The organism is Pseudomonas sp. FYR_5, from assembly GCF_043106315.1.
Taxonomy (GTDB): domain Bacteria; phylum Pseudomonadota; class Gammaproteobacteria; order Pseudomonadales; family Pseudomonadaceae; genus Aquipseudomonas; species Aquipseudomonas putida_Y.
Genome location: NZ_JBICMK010000080.1, coordinates 36,493 through 51,737, shown reverse-complemented (window position 1 = coordinate 51,737; position 15,245 = coordinate 36,493). Strand labels below are relative to the sequence as shown.

Genomic DNA, 15,245 nt, shown 5'->3' with positions numbered 1-15,245 from the left:
TTGCGTTTCAGCTGTGCAAGCGGCTGGCGTTGCGCTGCCTGGGTTGTGCCAGGTAGCTGCCCAAGTGCATCAGCCAACAGGCGGCAACGAAGGGGGCGGTCAGGGCAGGCAGCGGCAACAGCTTGAACAGCGGTTGCAGCAGCAGGGCCAGGGCTACTGCCAGCAACGTCACCCATGGTTTTTCGCCCTGGCGGCTAAACGCCAAGGCTGCCAGCGCGGCGTTGAAGCCGCAAAGGCCTAACCATGCGGCCTGTGCATGATCGGCGAGCAGGGCCACGCCGCCACCAATGGCCGAACCGATCACCGCCCACAACGCCGCATAGGGGTTGGCGATGAACATGCCGACGATGATCAGCAACCCGGCCAAGGGCTGGTCGAGCAGGAAGATCTGGCCCACGCCGCGGGCCAACGCATACAGCGGGTCGGCTTCGACGAAGCCGCTGGGCGAGGGGCTGGCGACCAGCAGTGTGGCCCAGCCCAGCAATACGAAAGGGGAGGTGTAGGCAATCAGCAACTTGCCGCCGCGCTTGCGCCACTGGTGGGTGATGATGCTGGACAGGCCGCCGGCGGCGATTATCAGTGGCGGCAGGATCGCTGACCAGGGCAGCACGGCGCTGATCAGGATGCCGATCAGCACGCCGTTGTAGCAATACAGCCCCGCTTGGCGGTCGGCACGGTCATAGCCGCGTGCCTGGGCGGTGAGCAGGCCGGCCAAGGCACCAAGCAGCGCGCCGCCGACCAGGTTGGGCGCCGTCAGCAGGATGGCCAGCAGGCAGCACAGGCCGCACAGGGGGTTGCGCAGCAGCAGCACCTGGCTGAAGCCGTTGAGTAACGCCGTGGCCCAGTCGGGGCACGGGTTGACGAAATTTTTGGTGTACATGGGGCAGTCAGTGAGGTTGATGGGGAGCGGTGGGCCTCTTTGGGCCTCGGTTTTCCGCGGTTGGGTAGAGCGGTATTCGGGGAGGGCTTTGCCCTCCAATCGCGACACAAGGACGCTCCCACAGGGATCGCATTCCCTTGTGCCAGCGCGGCCCTGTGGGAGCGGCCTTGTGTCGCGAAAGGGGCGCAACGCGCCCCCGGCAATCTCAGATCAAAGTCTCGATCCGCAACGTGTTGGTCGTACCCGGCTTGCCGAAAGGCACGCCAGCGGTGATCAGCAACGTGTCGCCACGGCTGGCCATGCCTTGCGCCTGGGCAATCTCCAGGGCGGTGGAAACCACCTCGTCGACCTGACGCAGGCGGTCGTTGACCACCGAATGCACGCCCCAGGCCACGCTCAGGCGGCGCGCGGTGTTCAGGTTCGGCGTCAGGTTGAGGATCGGTGCCCGTGGCCGCTCACGTGCCGCGCGCAGGGTCGAGGCACCCGACTCGCTGTAGTTGACCAGCACCGCCACCGGCAGAATGCCGCTGATGCGGCGGATGGCGCAGCTGATGGCATCCGATACGGTCGCTTCGGCCTTTGGCCGGCCGACGTCGAGCTGGGCCTGGTAGTCCGGGCCGTTCTCCACCTGGCGGATGATCTTGCTCATCATCTGCACAGCTTCCAGCGGGTAGTCGCCCGAGGCCGTCTCGGCCGACAGCATCACAGCGTCGGCACCTTCGGCCACCGCGTTGGCCACGTCGGTGACTTCGGCACGGGTTGGTGCTGGCGAGAAACGCATCGACTCGAGCATCTGCGTGGCCACCACCACCGGCTTGCCCAGCTGGCGGCAGGTACCGATGATGCGCTTCTGGATCTGCGGCACGCTTTCGGCCGGTACTTCCACGCCCAGGTCACCACGGGCCACCATGATCGCGTCTGCCAGTTCGGCGATGGCTTGCAGTTGCTCCACCGCCGATGGCTTCTCGATCTTGGCCATCAGGTAGGCGCGGTCGCCAATCAGCTGGCGCGCTTCGACGATGTCTTCAGGGCGCTGCACGAACGACAGGGCGACCCAGTCCACACCCAGCTCCAGGCCAAAGGCCAGGTCGCGGCGGTCTTTTTCGGTGAGCGGGGAGAGGTCGAGCACCGCTTGCGGTACGTTGACGCCCTTGCGGTCGGAAAGCTCGCCACCGTTCAGTACCTCGGTGTCGATGGCGTCGCTGTGCTTGGCGGTAACGCGCAGACGCAGCTTGCCGTCGTCCAGCAGCAGGTCCATGCCGGGCTCAAGGGCGGCGATGATTTCGGGGTGCGGCAGGTTGACCCGGCGGCTGTCGCCCGGGGTTTTGTCCAGGTCCAGGCGCAGGGCCTGGCCGCGTTGCAGCTGCACCTTGCCTTCGGCAAAGCGGCCAACGCGCAGCTTCGGCCCTTGCAGGTCCATGAGGATACCCAGCGGGTAGTTCAGTTGCTGCTCGACTTCGCGGATCCACTGGTAGCGCAGGGCGTGGTCGGCATGCTCGCCATGGCTGAAGTTGAGGCGGAAGATGTTCACCCCGGCTTCGACCAGCTGGCGGATATCGTCGATGCCGTTGATCGCAGGGCCAAGGGTGGCGAGGATCTTTACTTTTTTATCAGGCGTCATGATTGGGCAGTCTCGAGGATCAGGATGGCGCGGAAGTCGTTGACGTTGGTGCGAGTCGGTTCGGTGACGATCAGCGCATCCAGCGCGGCGAAGTAGCCGTAGCCGTTGTTGTTGTCCAATTCGTCGCTGGCCGACAGGCCCAACGCTTCGGCGCGGTCGTAGCTGGCGGGGGTCATGAAGGCACCGGCGTTATCTTCCGAGCCATCGATGCCGTCGGTGTCACCGGCCAGGGCGTAAACACCCGGCAGGCCTTTCAGGCTTTCGGTGAGGCTGAGCAGGAACTCGGCGTTGCGCCCGCCACGGCCATTGCCGCGTACGGTCACGGTGGTTTCGCCACCCGACAGGATCACGCAGGGCGCTTTGAGCGGTTGGCCGTGCTGAACGATTTGCCGGGCGATACCGGCATGCACCTTGGCCACTTCGCGCGATTCGCCTTCAAGGTCGCCGAGGATCAGCGGGCTGAAACCGGCCTGACGGGCTTTGACGGCGGCGGCCTCGAGCGACTGCTGGGGTTTGGCGATCAACTGGAAGTGGCTGCGGGCCAGGGCCGGGTCATCGGCCTTGACGGTTTCCGAGGCCGGGTTGTTCAGCCAGTCGATGACCGCTTTGGGCGCTTCGATGTCGTAGCGTTTGAGGATGGCCAGGGCGTCGGCCGAGGTGCTCGGGTCGGTCACGGTGGGGCCAGAGGCGATTACCGTGGCGAGGTCGCCCGGTACATCGGAAATGGCATAGGTGTAGACCGTGGCCGGCCAGCAGGCCTTGGCCAGGCGCCCGCCCTTGATCGCCGAGAGGTGCTTGCGCACGCAGTTCATCTCGCCGATGGTGGCGCCGGATTTCAGCAGCGCCTTGTTGATCTGCTGCTTGTCGGCCAGGGTCAGGCCCTCGGCAGGCAGGGCCAGTAGCGCCGAGCCACCGCCAGACAGCAGGAAGATGACGCGGTCGTCTTCGTTGAGGTTGCTGACCAGGTCCAGCACGCGCTTTGCCACAGCCAGGCCGGCAGCGTCCGGGACCGGGTGGGCGGCCTCGACCACCTCGATCTTCTGGCAGTTGGCGCCATGGCCGTAGCGGGTGACGACCAGGCCGGAGACTTCGCCCTGCCAGCTTTTCTCGACCACTTCGGCCATGGCGGCTGCGGCCTTGCCGGCGCCGATGACGATAACCCGGCCGCTGCGATCGGCGGGCAGGTAGGGTTCGAGGACTTGACGGGGGTGGGCGGCGGCGATGGCTGTGTCGAACAGCTCGCGGAGAAGTTTTTGCGGATCGACCGACATGGCAGGCTCCCAGTTATTGTTGTTCTGCAGAATCAAAGACGCCCCTGGAACTGCCTCCGTGCAGGCCGAACCAGGGGCGGGTGTTGCTCGATGCCACCATTGGGCCTGTGGTCGCAGGTTCAACGGCGTTGGCTTCTTCGCGGACAAGCCCCGCTCCTAAATGCACAGCTCTGAGCGATTGTGCGGTCTTTGGTAGGAGCGGGTTTACCCGCGAAGAGGCCAGTGAAGGCTAAAAAACGACTTATTTGTCGCCGCGGATCGAGAAGTTGGCCATGTGCTCCAGGCCTTTGATCAGCGCCGAGTGGTCCCAGTTGCCGCCGCCCAGGGCCTGGCAGGTGTTGAACACTTGCTGGGCATTGGAGGTATTGGGCAGGTTGATGCCCAGTTCCTTGGCGCCTTGCAGGGCCAGGTTCAGGTCCTTCTGGTGCAGGCTGATGCGGAAGCCTGGGTCGAAGGTGCCCTTGATCATGCGCTCGGCGTGCACTTCGAGGATTTTCGACGAGGCGAAGCCGCCCATCAGTGCTTCACGCACCTTGGCCGGGTCTGCACCGTTCTTGGCGGCGAACAGCAATGCTTCGCTGACGGCCTGGATGTTCAGGGCGACAATGATCTGGTTGGCGACCTTGGCGGTCTGGCCGTCACCGTTGCCACCGACGCGGGTGATGTTCTTGCCCATGGCTTCGAACAGCGGCAGGGTGCGCTCGAAGGCGTTCGGGCAGCCACCGACCATGATGCTCAGGGTCGCAGCCTTGGCACCGACTTCACCACCGGATACAGGAGCGTCCAGGTAGGCAGCGCCGGTTGCCTTGATTTTCTCGGCGAACACTTTGGTCGCGGTTGGCGAGATCGAACTCATGTCGATCACCACCTTGTTCGGGCCGACGCCTTCGGCCACGCCGTTTTCACCGAACAGAACGCTTTCGACCTGCGGGGTGTCGGGCACCATGACGATGATGAATTCGGCTTCCTGGGCAACCTCTTTCGGGTTGGCCAGGGCCACGGCACCGGCAGCGATCAGGTCGGCTGGCGCGGCGTCGTGGTGGGTGGAAATGAACAGGCTGTGACCTGCCTTTTGCAGGTTCTGGGCCATGGGCTTGCCCATGATGCCGGTGCCGATGAAACCGATTTTAGCCATGAGAAATTACCTCTTTGTAATTGTGATATCTCAAGCAAGCTTTGGCCCCCTGTGGGAGCGGGCTCGCCCGCGAAGCAGACAACTCGGTGGATGGCACCGGCTTTGCCGGTGTTCGCGGGCGAGCCCGCTCCCACAGGGTCCCGAGTTGTTCCTCAGATTGCGTTGTGGGTTTTCAGCCAGCCCAGGCCCGCTTCGGTGGTGGTCAGCGGCTTGTACTCCGCGCCCACCCAGCCCTGGTAGCCAATGCGGTCCAGGTGCTCGAACAGGAAGCGGTAGTTGATCTCGCCGGTGCCTGGTTCGTTGCGGCCGGGGTTGTCGGCCAGCTGGATGTGGTTGATCAGCTGCAGGTTGGTTTCCATGGTCCGAGCCAGGTCACCTTCCATGATCTGCATGTGGTAGATGTCGTACTGCAGGAACAGGTTGTCGCTGCCTACCTCGGCCTGGATTTCCAGCGCCTGTTGGGTGGTGTTCAGGTAGAAACCGGGGATATCGCGGGTGTTGATCATTTCCATGACCAGGCGGATCCCGGCGGCCTTGAGCTTGTCAGCGGCGTAGCGCAGGTTCTCGACAAAGGTCTTGCGCACGGTGGCGCAGTCCGGGCCTTGTGGGCGGATGCCGGCCAGGGCGTTGACCTGGGTGTTGCCAAGGACCTTGGCGTATTCGATGGCTTTGTCGACACCTGCGCGGAATTCTTCGATGCGGTCGGGGTGGCAGGTGATGCCGCGCTCACCTTTGGCCCAGTCGCCTGCCGGCAGGTTGAACAGCACTTGGGTCAGGCCGTTGGCCTCCAGCTGCTGCTTGATTTCAGCTGCGCTGAAGTCATAGGGGAAGAGGTATTCGACGCCGCTGAAGCCAGCGTCAGCGGCAGCTTTGAAGCGGGCCAGGAAGTCCTGTTCGGTGAACAGCATGGACAGGTTGGCAGCGAAGCGAGGCATGAGTTGTCTCCTTGCGATGAAGGCCCCCAGGGCGTGCCTGGGGGCGTCAGGCGATCAGTCCAGCAGCGAGATGGCGGTTGGCGCGTCGTTGCCGACCAGGGCCAGGTCTTCGAACTCGTTGACCGCGTTGATCTCGGTGCCCATGGAAATGTTGGTCACACGCTCGAGAATCACTTCAACCACCACCGGCACGCGGAACTCTTCGGCCATCTTCTGTGCCTTGATCAGGGCAGGGGCGATTTCTGCTGGCTCGAACACACGGATGGCCTTGCAACCCAGGCCTTCGACCACAGCGACGTGATCGACACCGTAGGTGGCAGCGTCGGTCGAGTTGATGTTCTCGAACGCCAGTTGTACACAGTAATCCATGTCGAAGCCACGCTGCGCCTGACGGATCAGGCCCAGGTAGGCGTTGTTGACCAGCACGTGGACGTACGGCAGGTTGAACTGTGCGCCTACCGCCAGCTCTTCGATCATGAACTGGAAGTCGTAGTCACCCGACAGCGCCACAACCTTGCGCTTAGGATCGGCTTTGACCACACCCAGCGCGGCAGGGATGGTCCAGCCCAGCGGGCCGGCCTGGCCGCAGTTGATCCAGTGGCGAGGCTTGTACACATGCAGGAACTGGGCGCCGGCAATCTGCGACAGACCGATGGTGCTGACGTAGCAGGTGTCCTTGCCGAATACCTGGTTCATTTCTTCGTAGACGCGCTGCGGCTTGACCGGCACGTTGTCGAAGTGGGTCTTGCGCTGCAGGCTCGACTTGCGCTCCTGGCACTCTTCGAGCCAGGCCTTGCGGCACTTGAGCTTGCCGGCGGCTTTCCACTCGCGGGCCACTTCCAGGAACACGTCCAGTGCCTTGCCCGCATCGGAAACGATGCCCAGGTCCGGGGTGAACACGCGGCCGATCTGGGTCGGTTCGATGTCGACGTGCACGAACTTGCGGCCTTCGGTGTAGACATCGACGGAACCGGTGTGGCGGTTGGCCCAGCGGTTACCGATACCGAATACCAGGTCGGATTTCAGCAGGGTTGCGTTGCCATAGCGGTGCGAGGTCTGCAGGCCGACCATGCCGACCATCTGCGCGTGGTCGTCCGGGATGGTGCCCCAGCCCATCAGGGTCGGGATCACCGGTACGCCGGTCAGTTCGGCGAATTCAACCAGCTTGTCGCTGGCGTCGGCGTTGATGATGCCACCACCGGCTACCAGCAGGGGGCGCTCGGCGTCATTGAGCAGAGCAAGGGCTTTTTCGGCCTGTACGCGAGTGGCGGACGGCTTGTGCACGGGCAGCGGTTCGTAGGCGTCGATGTCGAATTCGATTTCGGCCATCTGCACGTCGAACGGCAGGTCGATCAGCACCGGGCCTGGGCGGCCGGTACGCATTTCATAGAAGGCCTTCTGGAAGGCGTAAGGCACCTGGCCTGGCTCCAGAACGGTGGTCGCCCACTTGGTCACCGGCTTGACGATGTTGGTGATGTCGACAGCCTGGAAGTCTTCCTTGTGCAGGCGGGCACGTGGCGCCTGGCCGGTGATGCACAGAATCGGGATGGAGTCGGCCGAGGCACTGTACAGGCCGGTGACCATGTCGGTGCCGGCAGGGCCGGACGTGCCGATGCACACACCGATGTTGCCCGGGTTGGCGCGGGTGTAGCCCTCGGCCATGTGCGAGGCACCTTCGACGTGACGAGCGAGGACGTGATCGATGCCACCGACTTTCTTCAGGGCCGAATACAACGGGTTGATGGCAGCCCCCGGGATGCCGAACGCGGTATCTACACCTTCACGGCGCATGACCAGAACGGCTGCATCGATTGCTCTCATTTTGCTCATGGTTTGTGCCTCATCGATTTTGTAATTGTATACAACTTGCTTTGCGACAGAGTGTATTCACGCCTGGCGGCTCAGGTCAATGGGTTTTCATCGACTAAGCTGGCTTTCGTCAGAGCGCCCGTGAAAACGAGGGTTTGCGCCATCGCATACGATCGTTTAAAAATATTGTATACAAAAACATCTCTCGTTGTGTTCTATTTGTTCGATCGGTTTTCAACTGCCCTCAGGGCTTCTCACAACAAGAAGAGGACCTTTCCATGAACGTTCTGAACCTGAAAGTCGCTGTCAGCCTGGTGAATGCCGCGCTGGTGGCGGGCCGCAAGATCAATGCCGCGCCGCTGACCGTGGCGGTGCTGGATGCCGGCGGGCACCTGCTGGCGCTGCAGCGTGAGGATGGCGCCAGCCTGATTCGTCCTGAAGTGGCCACTGGCAAAGCCTGGGGCGCGATTGCACTGGGCAAGGGGTCGCGCTTGCTGGCGCTGGATGCGCAGCAGCGGCCGGCTTTTTTTGCCGCGTTGAACGGCATGGGTGAGCGGCCGGTGGTGCCGGCGCCAGGTGGGGTGCTGATTCGTGATCAGGACGGCAAGGTGCTGGGTGCCGTGGGGATCAGCGGCGATACGTCGGATATCGACGAGCAGTGTGCGATCAGTGCGATCGAGGAGGTGGGGTTGCGGGCAGATGCCGGGGTAGCGGCCTAAATCTCTATTGCCTGTTCTGGCCCATTCGCGGGCAAGCCCGCTCCCACAGCGACTCCACTACCTTCAGGCATGTGGTGATCCTGTGGGAGCGGGCTTGCCCGCGAATGGACCTTCGGGACGGTTCAGGCTGCCTCAGGCTCACAACCTTTCAAGACCATACGAATGATGGTTTCGGCTGCCGCGTCATAATCACTGTCGGCCAGCTTGGCCTTGCCGGTCACTGCAGAAATCTGCCAGTCGAAGTCCGCATAGGTCTGGGTCGCCGCCCAGATGCTGAACATCAGGTGATGCGCGTCCACATGGGCGATCTGCCCGCGGTCGATCCAGCGCTGGATACACTCGATGTTGTGTCGGGCCTGCTCGTTCAACTGCTCTACCTGGTTCGCTGACAGGTGCGGCGCGCCATGCATGATCTCGCTGGCGAACACCTTGGACGCATAAGGCAGATCACGCGAAATGCGAATCTTCGAACGAATGTACGCGCTCAGCACTTCCTTCGGGTCGCCGTCTGCATTGAACGGCGTGGATGCCTGCATGATTGGCGCGATGATGCTTTCCAGGACCTCGCGGTAAAGGTTGTCCTTGGACTTGAAGTAGTAATACACGTTCGGCTTGGGCAGGCCGGCCTTGGCCGCGATATCGCTGGTCTTGGTGGCGGCGAAGCCCTTGTCGGCGAATTCCTCGCTTGCCGCGCGCAGGATCAATTCCTTGTTGCGCTCGCGAATGGTGCTCATGGTCAGGGATCTTCCTCGTGTCTGGCCACCTCTAAGGGGGATCGGGCATGGTAGCACCGGGCTCGACGGGCGCTCAAGGCAGCGACTTTCGGCTAGACTCCGGCACATTCAATTCAGGGGAAACAGGCAAACATGGCAGGAAGCAGTCTACTGGTACTGATCGACGACATCGCCACGCTGCTGGATGACGTCTCGCTAATGACCAAAGTTGCGGCGAAAAAGACTGCGGGTGTGCTGGGTGACGACCTGGCACTGAATGCTCAGCAGGTCACCGGCGTGCGCGCCGATCGCGAGTTGCCGGTGGTGTGGGCGGTGGCCAAAGGCTCGCTGCTGAACAAGGCCATTCTGGTGCCGGCGGCCCTGCTGATCAGCGCCTTCATCCCGTGGGCGGTAACGCCACTGCTGATGCTGGGCGGTGCGTACCTGTGCTTCGAGGGTTTCGAGAAGCTGGCGCACAAGTTCTTGCACAGCAAGGAAGAGGATGAGGCACAGCACGAGGCGCGCAAGGAGGCCGTTGCCGATCCCAGCGTTGACCTGGTGGCTTTTGAAAAAGCCAAGATCAAGGGGGCGGTGCGTACCGACTTCATCCTGTCGGCGGAAATCATCGCCATTACCTTGGGTATCGTGGCTGACTCGCCGCTGACCCAGCAGATCATCGTGCTGTCGGGCATTGCGGTGGTGATGACCATTGGTGTGTATGGGTTGGTAGGCGGGATCGTCAAGCTTGATGACCTTGGGCTGTGGATGGCCCGCAAAACCTCCAGGCTGACTCAGGCAGTGGGTAACGGCATCCTGCGGGCGGCGCCGTACATGATGAAAAGCCTGTCGGTGATTGGTACTGCGGCGATGTTCCTGGTTGGCGGTGGGATCCTGGTGCATGGCATCGAGCCGCTGCATCATGCCATCGAGGCGTTCAGCGAAGGGCGTGGCGGGGCGTTGACCGGGGCGTTGCTCAACGGCGGGGTCGGCGTCATCGCAGGTGCTGTGGTGCTGGCGGTGGTAAGCGTTGCGGGGAAATTGTGGCGGGCAGTTCGGCCAGCCAATTGAGGCGTGTGGCCGGGGCTTTGCCCCGGTTCGCGGGTGAACCCGCCCCCCAGGTATCGCGTTTGCCTTGAACCCGGCGCGGCCCCTGTAGGAGCGGGTTTACCCGCGAATGGGCCGCAAAGCGGCCCCGGTAACTCAGGTCAGAAGTGAACCTTGACCAGGAAGCTCATGGTGTTCTGGTCGGTAGTGAAGGCATCGCTGTCCTTGATGCCGTACTTGTTCTTCCAGTAGTCGTACTCCACACCCACATACAGCTGTTTCTCACCCAGGTGCAATGCCTTGCCCAGGTCGTACTTGATCTGCGGGTTGAAGTGCAGGTTGGCCTGGTAGGTGCCGCGGCGGTTCTCGTCGTTGTCCACCACCCAGTCCATGAAGCCGTCGATCAGCACGTCGGAATCACCGACCGGAATGGTGTACGACCACACCGGGGTGATCTGCCACACGTTGTCGCCAGCGCGGCTGCCGTCGGTGGTGCGGTTGTAGAAGTTCAGCTGGAAGTAGTCGAAGCCCGGAATGGCCAGGTCGAAGCCTGGGCCGATCAGGTAAGACTCTGTGTCACCTTCGCCAAACTCGTAGGTCATCGCCAGCAGCACGTCCTTGACCGGGCCAAACTCGATCTTCTGATCGAAAATCTTGCCGAACGACAGGCGTGGGCTGATCTCACCGTAGTAGGTGTTCGGGCCGTTGCCGGCGTCTTTCTGGCCCTGGTAGAAAATCTTGTCGACGAAAATGAAGTTGTCTCCGTACTTCCAGCCATCGGCGTGCTCGAAGGTGACGGTTTGCTGAATCGCCGGGTTGACCTTGAAGTTCTTGCCCCACAGGTAGGTCAGGCTGTTGTTCTGCCACTGCAGCAGGTCGCCGCCGAAGGTGGTGCCGCAGGCCAGCAGGCCGCCAGCGAGGATCAGGCTCTTGATAGTACGCATTGCGAGTGTCGCTCCCTTGATTGATCTGTTGTCAGCGCTCGGTGTCGGCGCTTTTTTGTCTTTTGAGTCAGCTTTTTTCGATAGGCCACAGCTGTTTGGCAAGGGTTGGGCCAACTTTTCCGGGTTGGCAAAACCTTCCTGCTCGACTTCGTTCTGAACGGATGAAAAGGGTCTTTCAGGCTGGCAACACGTTGGCCAACCGCCCGAATTCATTGACTGAGCGGTCAGTAAACGCAGGCAGAATCCGTTCTGCCCTGATCGAGGGGGCGCGCAGATTACTGGCTTGCGCGCCGCGCCTCAAGTGCTCCGTCCTGGAGCGGGGTGGATCAAACCTGTGCGTTTGGTCAGCTTGTCAGAAGTGGACCTTGACCAGCGCGCTGGCGACGCTCTGGTTACTGTCCAGGTTGCCGCGGCTGTCAATGCCGTACTTGTCTTTCCAGTAGCTGTATTCAAAGCCAACGTAGAGCTGCTTGGCGCCCAGGTTCAGCGCCTTGCCCAGGTCGTATTTGACCTGCGGGTTGAAGTGCAGGTTGGCGTGATAGGTGCCACGGCGGGTCTGGTCGTTGTCGGTAACCCAGTCCATGTAACCGTCGATCAGAATGTCTGACCGCCCCACGGGGAGGGTGTACGACCAGCCGGGGGTAATCTGCCAGACGTTGTCACCGGGGCGGCTGCCTTCGGTGTTACGCACGTAGAAATTGAGGGTGAAATAGTTGAAGCCGGGGATGTTCAAGTCGAAACCGGGGCCGATCAGGTAGGCCTCGTTGTCGCCTTCACCACGCTCGTAGGTCATGGCCAGCAGCACGTCCTTGATCGGACCGAAGGCAAGCTTGCGGTCGAAGATCTTGCCCAATGACAGGCGTGGGCTGAACTCGCCGTAGTAGGTGGTCACACCTTTGCCGGGGTCGGCCTTGCCGTTGTAGAAGATCTTGTCGACGAACATGAAGGTGTCGCCGTACTTCCATTTGTTGGCGTGCTCGAAGGTGATGGTCTGCTGGATATCAGGGTTGACCTTGAAGTCCTTGCCGTACAGGTAGGTCAGGCTTTCGCCGTGCCATTGCAGCCATTCGCCTGCGTGCGAGGGTAGGGTGGACAGCAGGCTGCTGCCCAACAACAGGGACGTGGTGATGCGCTTCATGTTGTGATTCCCGGACTTATTGTTTTTGTTGGTGTTTTTGGCGCGCAGGCGCCCCGGGCGACCCATTCCGGCGGGTCGACGGCGTAGCGGTTACTGCAGAGGTGAATGAGGGGCGGCAATGCACCGCCCCCCTTGGCTCAATGCTGGTGACAGACGTCGTTGTGCATTGCGCGGTCGGCACCGCCAAGGATGTTGAACAGTACGTTCAACACCAGGGCACTGACCGTGGCCATGGCGATACCGCTGTGGGTGATGGGTTCCATCCACTGTGGCATCTGGGCAAAGAACTCCGGACGCACCACGGGGATCAACCCGAAGCCGACGCTCACGGCAACCAGCAGCTGGTTGCGGCGGTCGCCGATGTCCGCCTCCTGAAGAATCTTGATCCCGGTGGCGGTGACCATGCCGAACATGGCGATGGACGCGCCGCCCAGTACCGCAGGCGGGATAGAGGCAATCAGGAAGGCCGCCTTGGGCAGCAGGCTGAGCAGGATCAGCAGTGCACCGGCCACGATGGTGACATAGCGGCAGCGCACCCCGGTCATCTGCACCAGGCCGATGTTCTGGGCGAACGAGGAGTGGGTGAAGGTGTTGAAGAAGCCCGCAATGAACGACGCACCGGCATCGCACAGCAGGCCGCGACGCAGCATGCCAGGGGTTACTTCACGATCAGTCACCTTGCCCAGGGCCAGGAACATGCCGGTGGACTCGACGAAGATGATCACCACTACCAGGCACATGGACAGGATCGGCGCCAGGCTGAAGGTCGGCATGCCGAAGTGCAGTGGGGTGACCACCTGCAACCACGGTGCTTCATTCAGGCCCGACAGGTCGACCATGCCAATGGAGCCGGCCAGGATGTAGCCAAGGCCCATGCCCACCAGTACCGACACGTTGACCCAGAAACCGCGCATGAAACGGTTGATCAGCAGGATCACGGCCAGTACCAGGCCGGCCACCAGCAGGTAGATCGGCGAGCCGAACGTTTCTGCTTCATGGCCGCCACCGGCCCAGTTGACTGCCACCGGGAACAGCGACAGGCCAATCGAGGTGATCACCGTACCGGTGACCAGCGGTGGGAAGAAGCGGACAACCTTTGACATGAACGGCGCGATCAGCATGCCGAAGAACCCGGCAGCGATGGTCGCGCCGAAGATCCCCTGCAGGCCTACGCCGGGCATGCCGGCCATGGCCACCATGCTACCGACGGCAGCGAAACTGGCACCCATCATCACCGGCATGCGGATGCCCACCGGGCCGATACCGAACGACTGGATGATGGTAGCGACGCCGGCGACCAGCAGGTCGGCGTTGATCAGGAAAGCGACTTCTTCACGGGACAACCCGGCGGCCTGGCCGATGATCAACGGCACGGCGATCGCGCCACCATACATCAGCAGAACGTGTTGCAGGCCAACCAGGATCAGTTGGAACAGGGGCAAGGGTTCGCGCGGCGGCGCAATGGGGATATACGCCTTGCGTGACTCGGACATGCAGCACCTCGAGTTTTGTTTTTATTCTCGGATCCAAGCGGCAGGCTTCATGCCTGCGCGCTCGATGCTTGCTTGTTGCGTTACACATGAAGCCTGAGGCCGGGGCTACCGGCCTCTTCGCGGGCAAGCCCGCTCCTACAGGGAATTGTGATTCCCTTGGGGGCGGGTTGCCTGGCGAGGTGCTGTCAGTTGACCTGGGCGCCTTTGGCGATCCAGTCCCCGACGAGCTTGCGCTCTTCGGTGGTCATCTGGGTGATGTTGCCCAGCGGCATGATCTGGCTGGCAACCGCTTGCGCCTGAATGCGCGCGGCCTGGGCCTGGATCTGCTGCGGAGTGTCGAACATCACGCCGGCAGGGGCGGTGCTGAACAGTGGGCTGGTCGGCTTGGACGAGTGGCACACGGTGCAGCGTTCCTGGATGACATTGTGGATCTTGTCGAAGTCGCCACCACCGGCCTGGGCAGCGGCCTGGGCCGGTGCCTGCGCAGGTGTTTCGGCAGCCTTGGCGGCGTCCTCGGCGCGCTGCTCGGCAGCGGTCTTGCCGCCTACCGCAGTTGCCGGCAGCGGTTGGTACTCGATCTTCGCTGCTGCTTGCTCAGGGCTTACGGCCATCGGTTTCGGGCCGGTAACGTAAGCCAGGCAGATCATCGCCAGGGCGCCGACGGGCAGGGTCCAGGCGTACTTGTTGCTGTCGTGGCGGGTGTTGAAGTAGTGGCGGATCAGAACCGCGGCTACTGCGATACCGGCCAGGATCAGCCAGTTGTACTGGCTACCGTAGGTGCTCGGGAAATGGTTGCTGATCATGATGAACAGCACCGGCAGGGTGAAGTAGTTGTTGTGACGCGAGCGCAGCAGGCCCTTGGCCGGCAGTACCGGGTCGGGCGTCTGGTTGTTCTCGATCGCCGCCACCAGCTGGCGTTGGGCCGGCATGATGATGCGGAACACGTTACCGACCATGATGGTGCCGATGATCGCGCCGGTGTGCAGGTAGGCGCCACGGCCGCTGAACACCAGGCTGAAGCCCCAGCAGGCTGCGATGATCAGCACGAACAGCACACCACCGAGCAGCGCTGGCTTCTTGCCCAGGGGCGAGTCGCACAGGAAGTCGTAGATGAACCAGCCCGCGATCAGCGAACCGATACCGATGGCCACGCCTTCGGCACCGCTCAGGGTGCTGCCAGGTGCCAGCAGGTACAGGGTCGGGTTCCAGTAGAACACCACGCACAGCAGGGCGATACCGGACATCCAGGTGAAGTAGGCTTCCCATTTGAACCAGTGCAGGTTCTCGGGCATTTTCGGGGGGGCGAGCTTGTATTTCTCCAGGTGGTAGATTCCACCGCCGTGAATCGCCCAGAGATCACCCGACAACCCATCGCGCGGGTTGCTTCGGTTCAGGTGGTTCTCCAGCCAGACGAAGTAGAACGATGCACCGATCCAGGCGACGCCGGTGATCATGTGAACCCAGCGAATGCTCAGGTTCAGCCATTCGTGAAGGTGTGCTTCCACAGTATGTACCTCTGCCAGTCACCGAGAAGATGACTGAC

The 15,245-nt window shown here is 62.2% G+C and carries 13 protein-coding genes; 2 read left to right on the top strand and 11 right to left on the bottom strand.

Annotated elements, in window-relative coordinates:
• Window positions 1–7 precede the first annotated feature (7 nt).
• The 6 genes from ACF8RA_RS13415 to gcl all read right to left on the bottom strand — a co-directional run bounded on the left by ACF8RA_RS13415 (window position 8) and on the right by gcl (window position 7,672).
• Window positions 8–880 (bottom strand): urea transporter, encoded by an 873-nt coding sequence (locus ACF8RA_RS13415; RefSeq protein WP_103462234.1) that lies wholly within the window; start codon window positions 878–880, stop codon window positions 8–10.
• Between the two features lie 205 nt (window positions 881–1,085).
• Window positions 1,086–2,501, bottom strand: a complete 1,416-nt coding sequence (pyk, locus tag ACF8RA_RS13410; protein WP_003254349.1) for a pyruvate kinase — start codon at window positions 2,499–2,501, stop codon at window positions 1,086–1,088.
• Window positions 2,498–3,772, bottom strand: a complete 1,275-nt coding sequence (locus ACF8RA_RS13405) for a glycerate kinase (RefSeq protein ID WP_392519239.1) — start codon at window positions 3,770–3,772, stop codon at window positions 2,498–2,500. The genes pyk and ACF8RA_RS13405 overlap by 4 nt, the downstream gene beginning before the upstream one ends.
• A gap of 241 nt (window positions 3,773–4,013) precedes the next feature.
• Complete coding sequence (locus ACF8RA_RS13400; protein ID WP_176685144.1) at window positions 4,014–4,907, bottom strand: 2-hydroxy-3-oxopropionate reductase; 894 nt, start codon at window positions 4,905–4,907, stop codon at window positions 4,014–4,016.
• A 152-nt stretch (window positions 4,908–5,059) separates the two neighbouring features.
• Window positions 5,060–5,842, bottom strand: a complete 783-nt coding sequence (gene hyi / locus ACF8RA_RS13395; RefSeq protein ID WP_176685145.1) for a hydroxypyruvate isomerase — start codon at window positions 5,840–5,842, stop codon at window positions 5,060–5,062.
• A 54-nt stretch (window positions 5,843–5,896) separates the two neighbouring features.
• The gene (gene gcl / locus ACF8RA_RS13390) at window positions 5,897–7,672 is read right to left on the bottom strand and encodes a glyoxylate carboligase (protein WP_010955038.1); all 1,776 of its coding nucleotides are present in this window, start codon (window positions 7,670–7,672) and stop codon (window positions 5,897–5,899) included.
• 257 nt (window positions 7,673–7,929) lie between these two features.
• Here gcl and ACF8RA_RS13385 point away from each other — a divergent pair, with 257 nt between their 5' ends.
• Window positions 7,930–8,370, top strand: coding sequence for a heme-binding protein (locus ACF8RA_RS13385; protein ID WP_010955037.1), 441 nt, complete (start codon window positions 7,930–7,932; stop codon window positions 8,368–8,370).
• A 122-nt stretch (window positions 8,371–8,492) separates the two neighbouring features.
• Here the strand turns inward: ACF8RA_RS13385 and ACF8RA_RS13380 are convergent, their stop codons facing one another.
• On the bottom strand, window positions 8,493–9,104 hold the full coding sequence (locus ACF8RA_RS13380; RefSeq protein WP_209967314.1) for a TetR/AcrR family transcriptional regulator: 612 nt from the start codon (window positions 9,102–9,104) through the stop codon (window positions 8,493–8,495).
• A gap of 132 nt (window positions 9,105–9,236) precedes the next feature.
• Here ACF8RA_RS13380 and ACF8RA_RS13375 point away from each other — a divergent pair, with 132 nt between their 5' ends.
• On the top strand, window positions 9,237–10,151 hold the full coding sequence (locus ACF8RA_RS13375) for a DUF808 domain-containing protein (RefSeq protein WP_209967311.1): 915 nt from the start codon (window positions 9,237–9,239) through the stop codon (window positions 10,149–10,151).
• A 137-nt stretch (window positions 10,152–10,288) separates the two neighbouring features.
• On the opposite strand, the gene ACF8RA_RS13370 is transcribed toward ACF8RA_RS13375, so the two are convergent.
• The 4 genes from ACF8RA_RS13370 to ACF8RA_RS13355 all read right to left on the bottom strand — a co-directional run bounded on the left by ACF8RA_RS13370 (window position 10,289) and on the right by ACF8RA_RS13355 (window position 15,207).
• A complete protein-coding gene (locus ACF8RA_RS13370) occupies window positions 10,289–11,071 on the bottom strand; it encodes an outer membrane protein OmpK (RefSeq protein WP_003254339.1) in 783 nt (260 codons plus the stop codon).
• A 352-nt stretch (window positions 11,072–11,423) separates the two neighbouring features.
• Window positions 11,424–12,209 carry an outer membrane protein OmpK gene (locus tag ACF8RA_RS13365; RefSeq protein WP_392519237.1) on the bottom strand — a complete coding sequence of 262 codons (786 nt, stop codon included), beginning with the start codon at window positions 12,207–12,209 and terminating at the stop codon, window positions 11,424–11,426.
• A 137-nt stretch (window positions 12,210–12,346) separates the two neighbouring features.
• Window positions 12,347–13,702, bottom strand: a complete 1,356-nt coding sequence (locus ACF8RA_RS13360; protein ID WP_176685148.1) for a nucleobase:cation symporter-2 family protein — start codon at window positions 13,700–13,702, stop codon at window positions 12,347–12,349.
• A 185-nt stretch (window positions 13,703–13,887) separates the two neighbouring features.
• Window positions 13,888–15,207, bottom strand: coding sequence for a urate hydroxylase PuuD (locus ACF8RA_RS13355; protein ID WP_176685149.1), 1,320 nt, complete (start codon window positions 15,205–15,207; stop codon window positions 13,888–13,890).
• Window positions 15,208–15,245: the final 38 nt, after the last annotated feature.

What these genes read in the sequence shown, in the direction of transcription:
- ACF8RA_RS13415 (WP_103462234.1), bottom strand. Translation starts at nt 880, where the DNA reads ATGTACACCAAAAATTTCGTCAACCCGTGCCCCGACTGGGCCACGGCG.
- pyk (WP_003254349.1), bottom strand. Translation starts at nt 2,501, where the DNA reads ATGACGCCTGATAAAAAAGTAAAGATCCTCGCCACCCTTGGCCCTGCG.
- ACF8RA_RS13405 (WP_392519239.1), bottom strand. Translation starts at nt 3,772, where the DNA reads ATGTCGGTCGATCCGCAAAAACTTCTCCGCGAGCTGTTCGACACAGCC.
- ACF8RA_RS13400 (WP_176685144.1), bottom strand. Translation starts at nt 4,907, where the DNA reads ATGGCTAAAATCGGTTTCATCGGCACCGGCATCATGGGCAAGCCCATG.
- hyi (WP_176685145.1), bottom strand. Translation starts at nt 5,842, where the DNA reads ATGCCTCGCTTCGCTGCCAACCTGTCCATGCTGTTCACCGAACAGGAC.
- gcl (WP_010955038.1), bottom strand. Translation starts at nt 7,672, where the DNA reads ATGAGCAAAATGAGAGCAATCGATGCAGCCGTTCTGGTCATGCGCCGT.
- ACF8RA_RS13385 (WP_010955037.1), top strand. Translation starts at nt 7,930, where the DNA reads ATGAACGTTCTGAACCTGAAAGTCGCTGTCAGCCTGGTGAATGCCGCG.
- ACF8RA_RS13380 (WP_209967314.1), bottom strand. Translation starts at nt 9,104, where the DNA reads ATGAGCACCATTCGCGAGCGCAACAAGGAATTGATCCTGCGCGCGGCA.
- ACF8RA_RS13375 (WP_209967311.1), top strand. Translation starts at nt 9,237, where the DNA reads ATGGCAGGAAGCAGTCTACTGGTACTGATCGACGACATCGCCACGCTG.
- ACF8RA_RS13370 (WP_003254339.1), bottom strand. Translation starts at nt 11,071, where the DNA reads ATGCGTACTATCAAGAGCCTGATCCTCGCTGGCGGCCTGCTGGCCTGC.
- ACF8RA_RS13365 (WP_392519237.1), bottom strand. Translation starts at nt 12,209, where the DNA reads ATGAAGCGCATCACCACGTCCCTGTTGTTGGGCAGCAGCCTGCTGTCC.
- ACF8RA_RS13360 (WP_176685148.1), bottom strand. Translation starts at nt 13,702, where the DNA reads ATGTCCGAGTCACGCAAGGCGTATATCCCCATTGCGCCGCCGCGCGAA.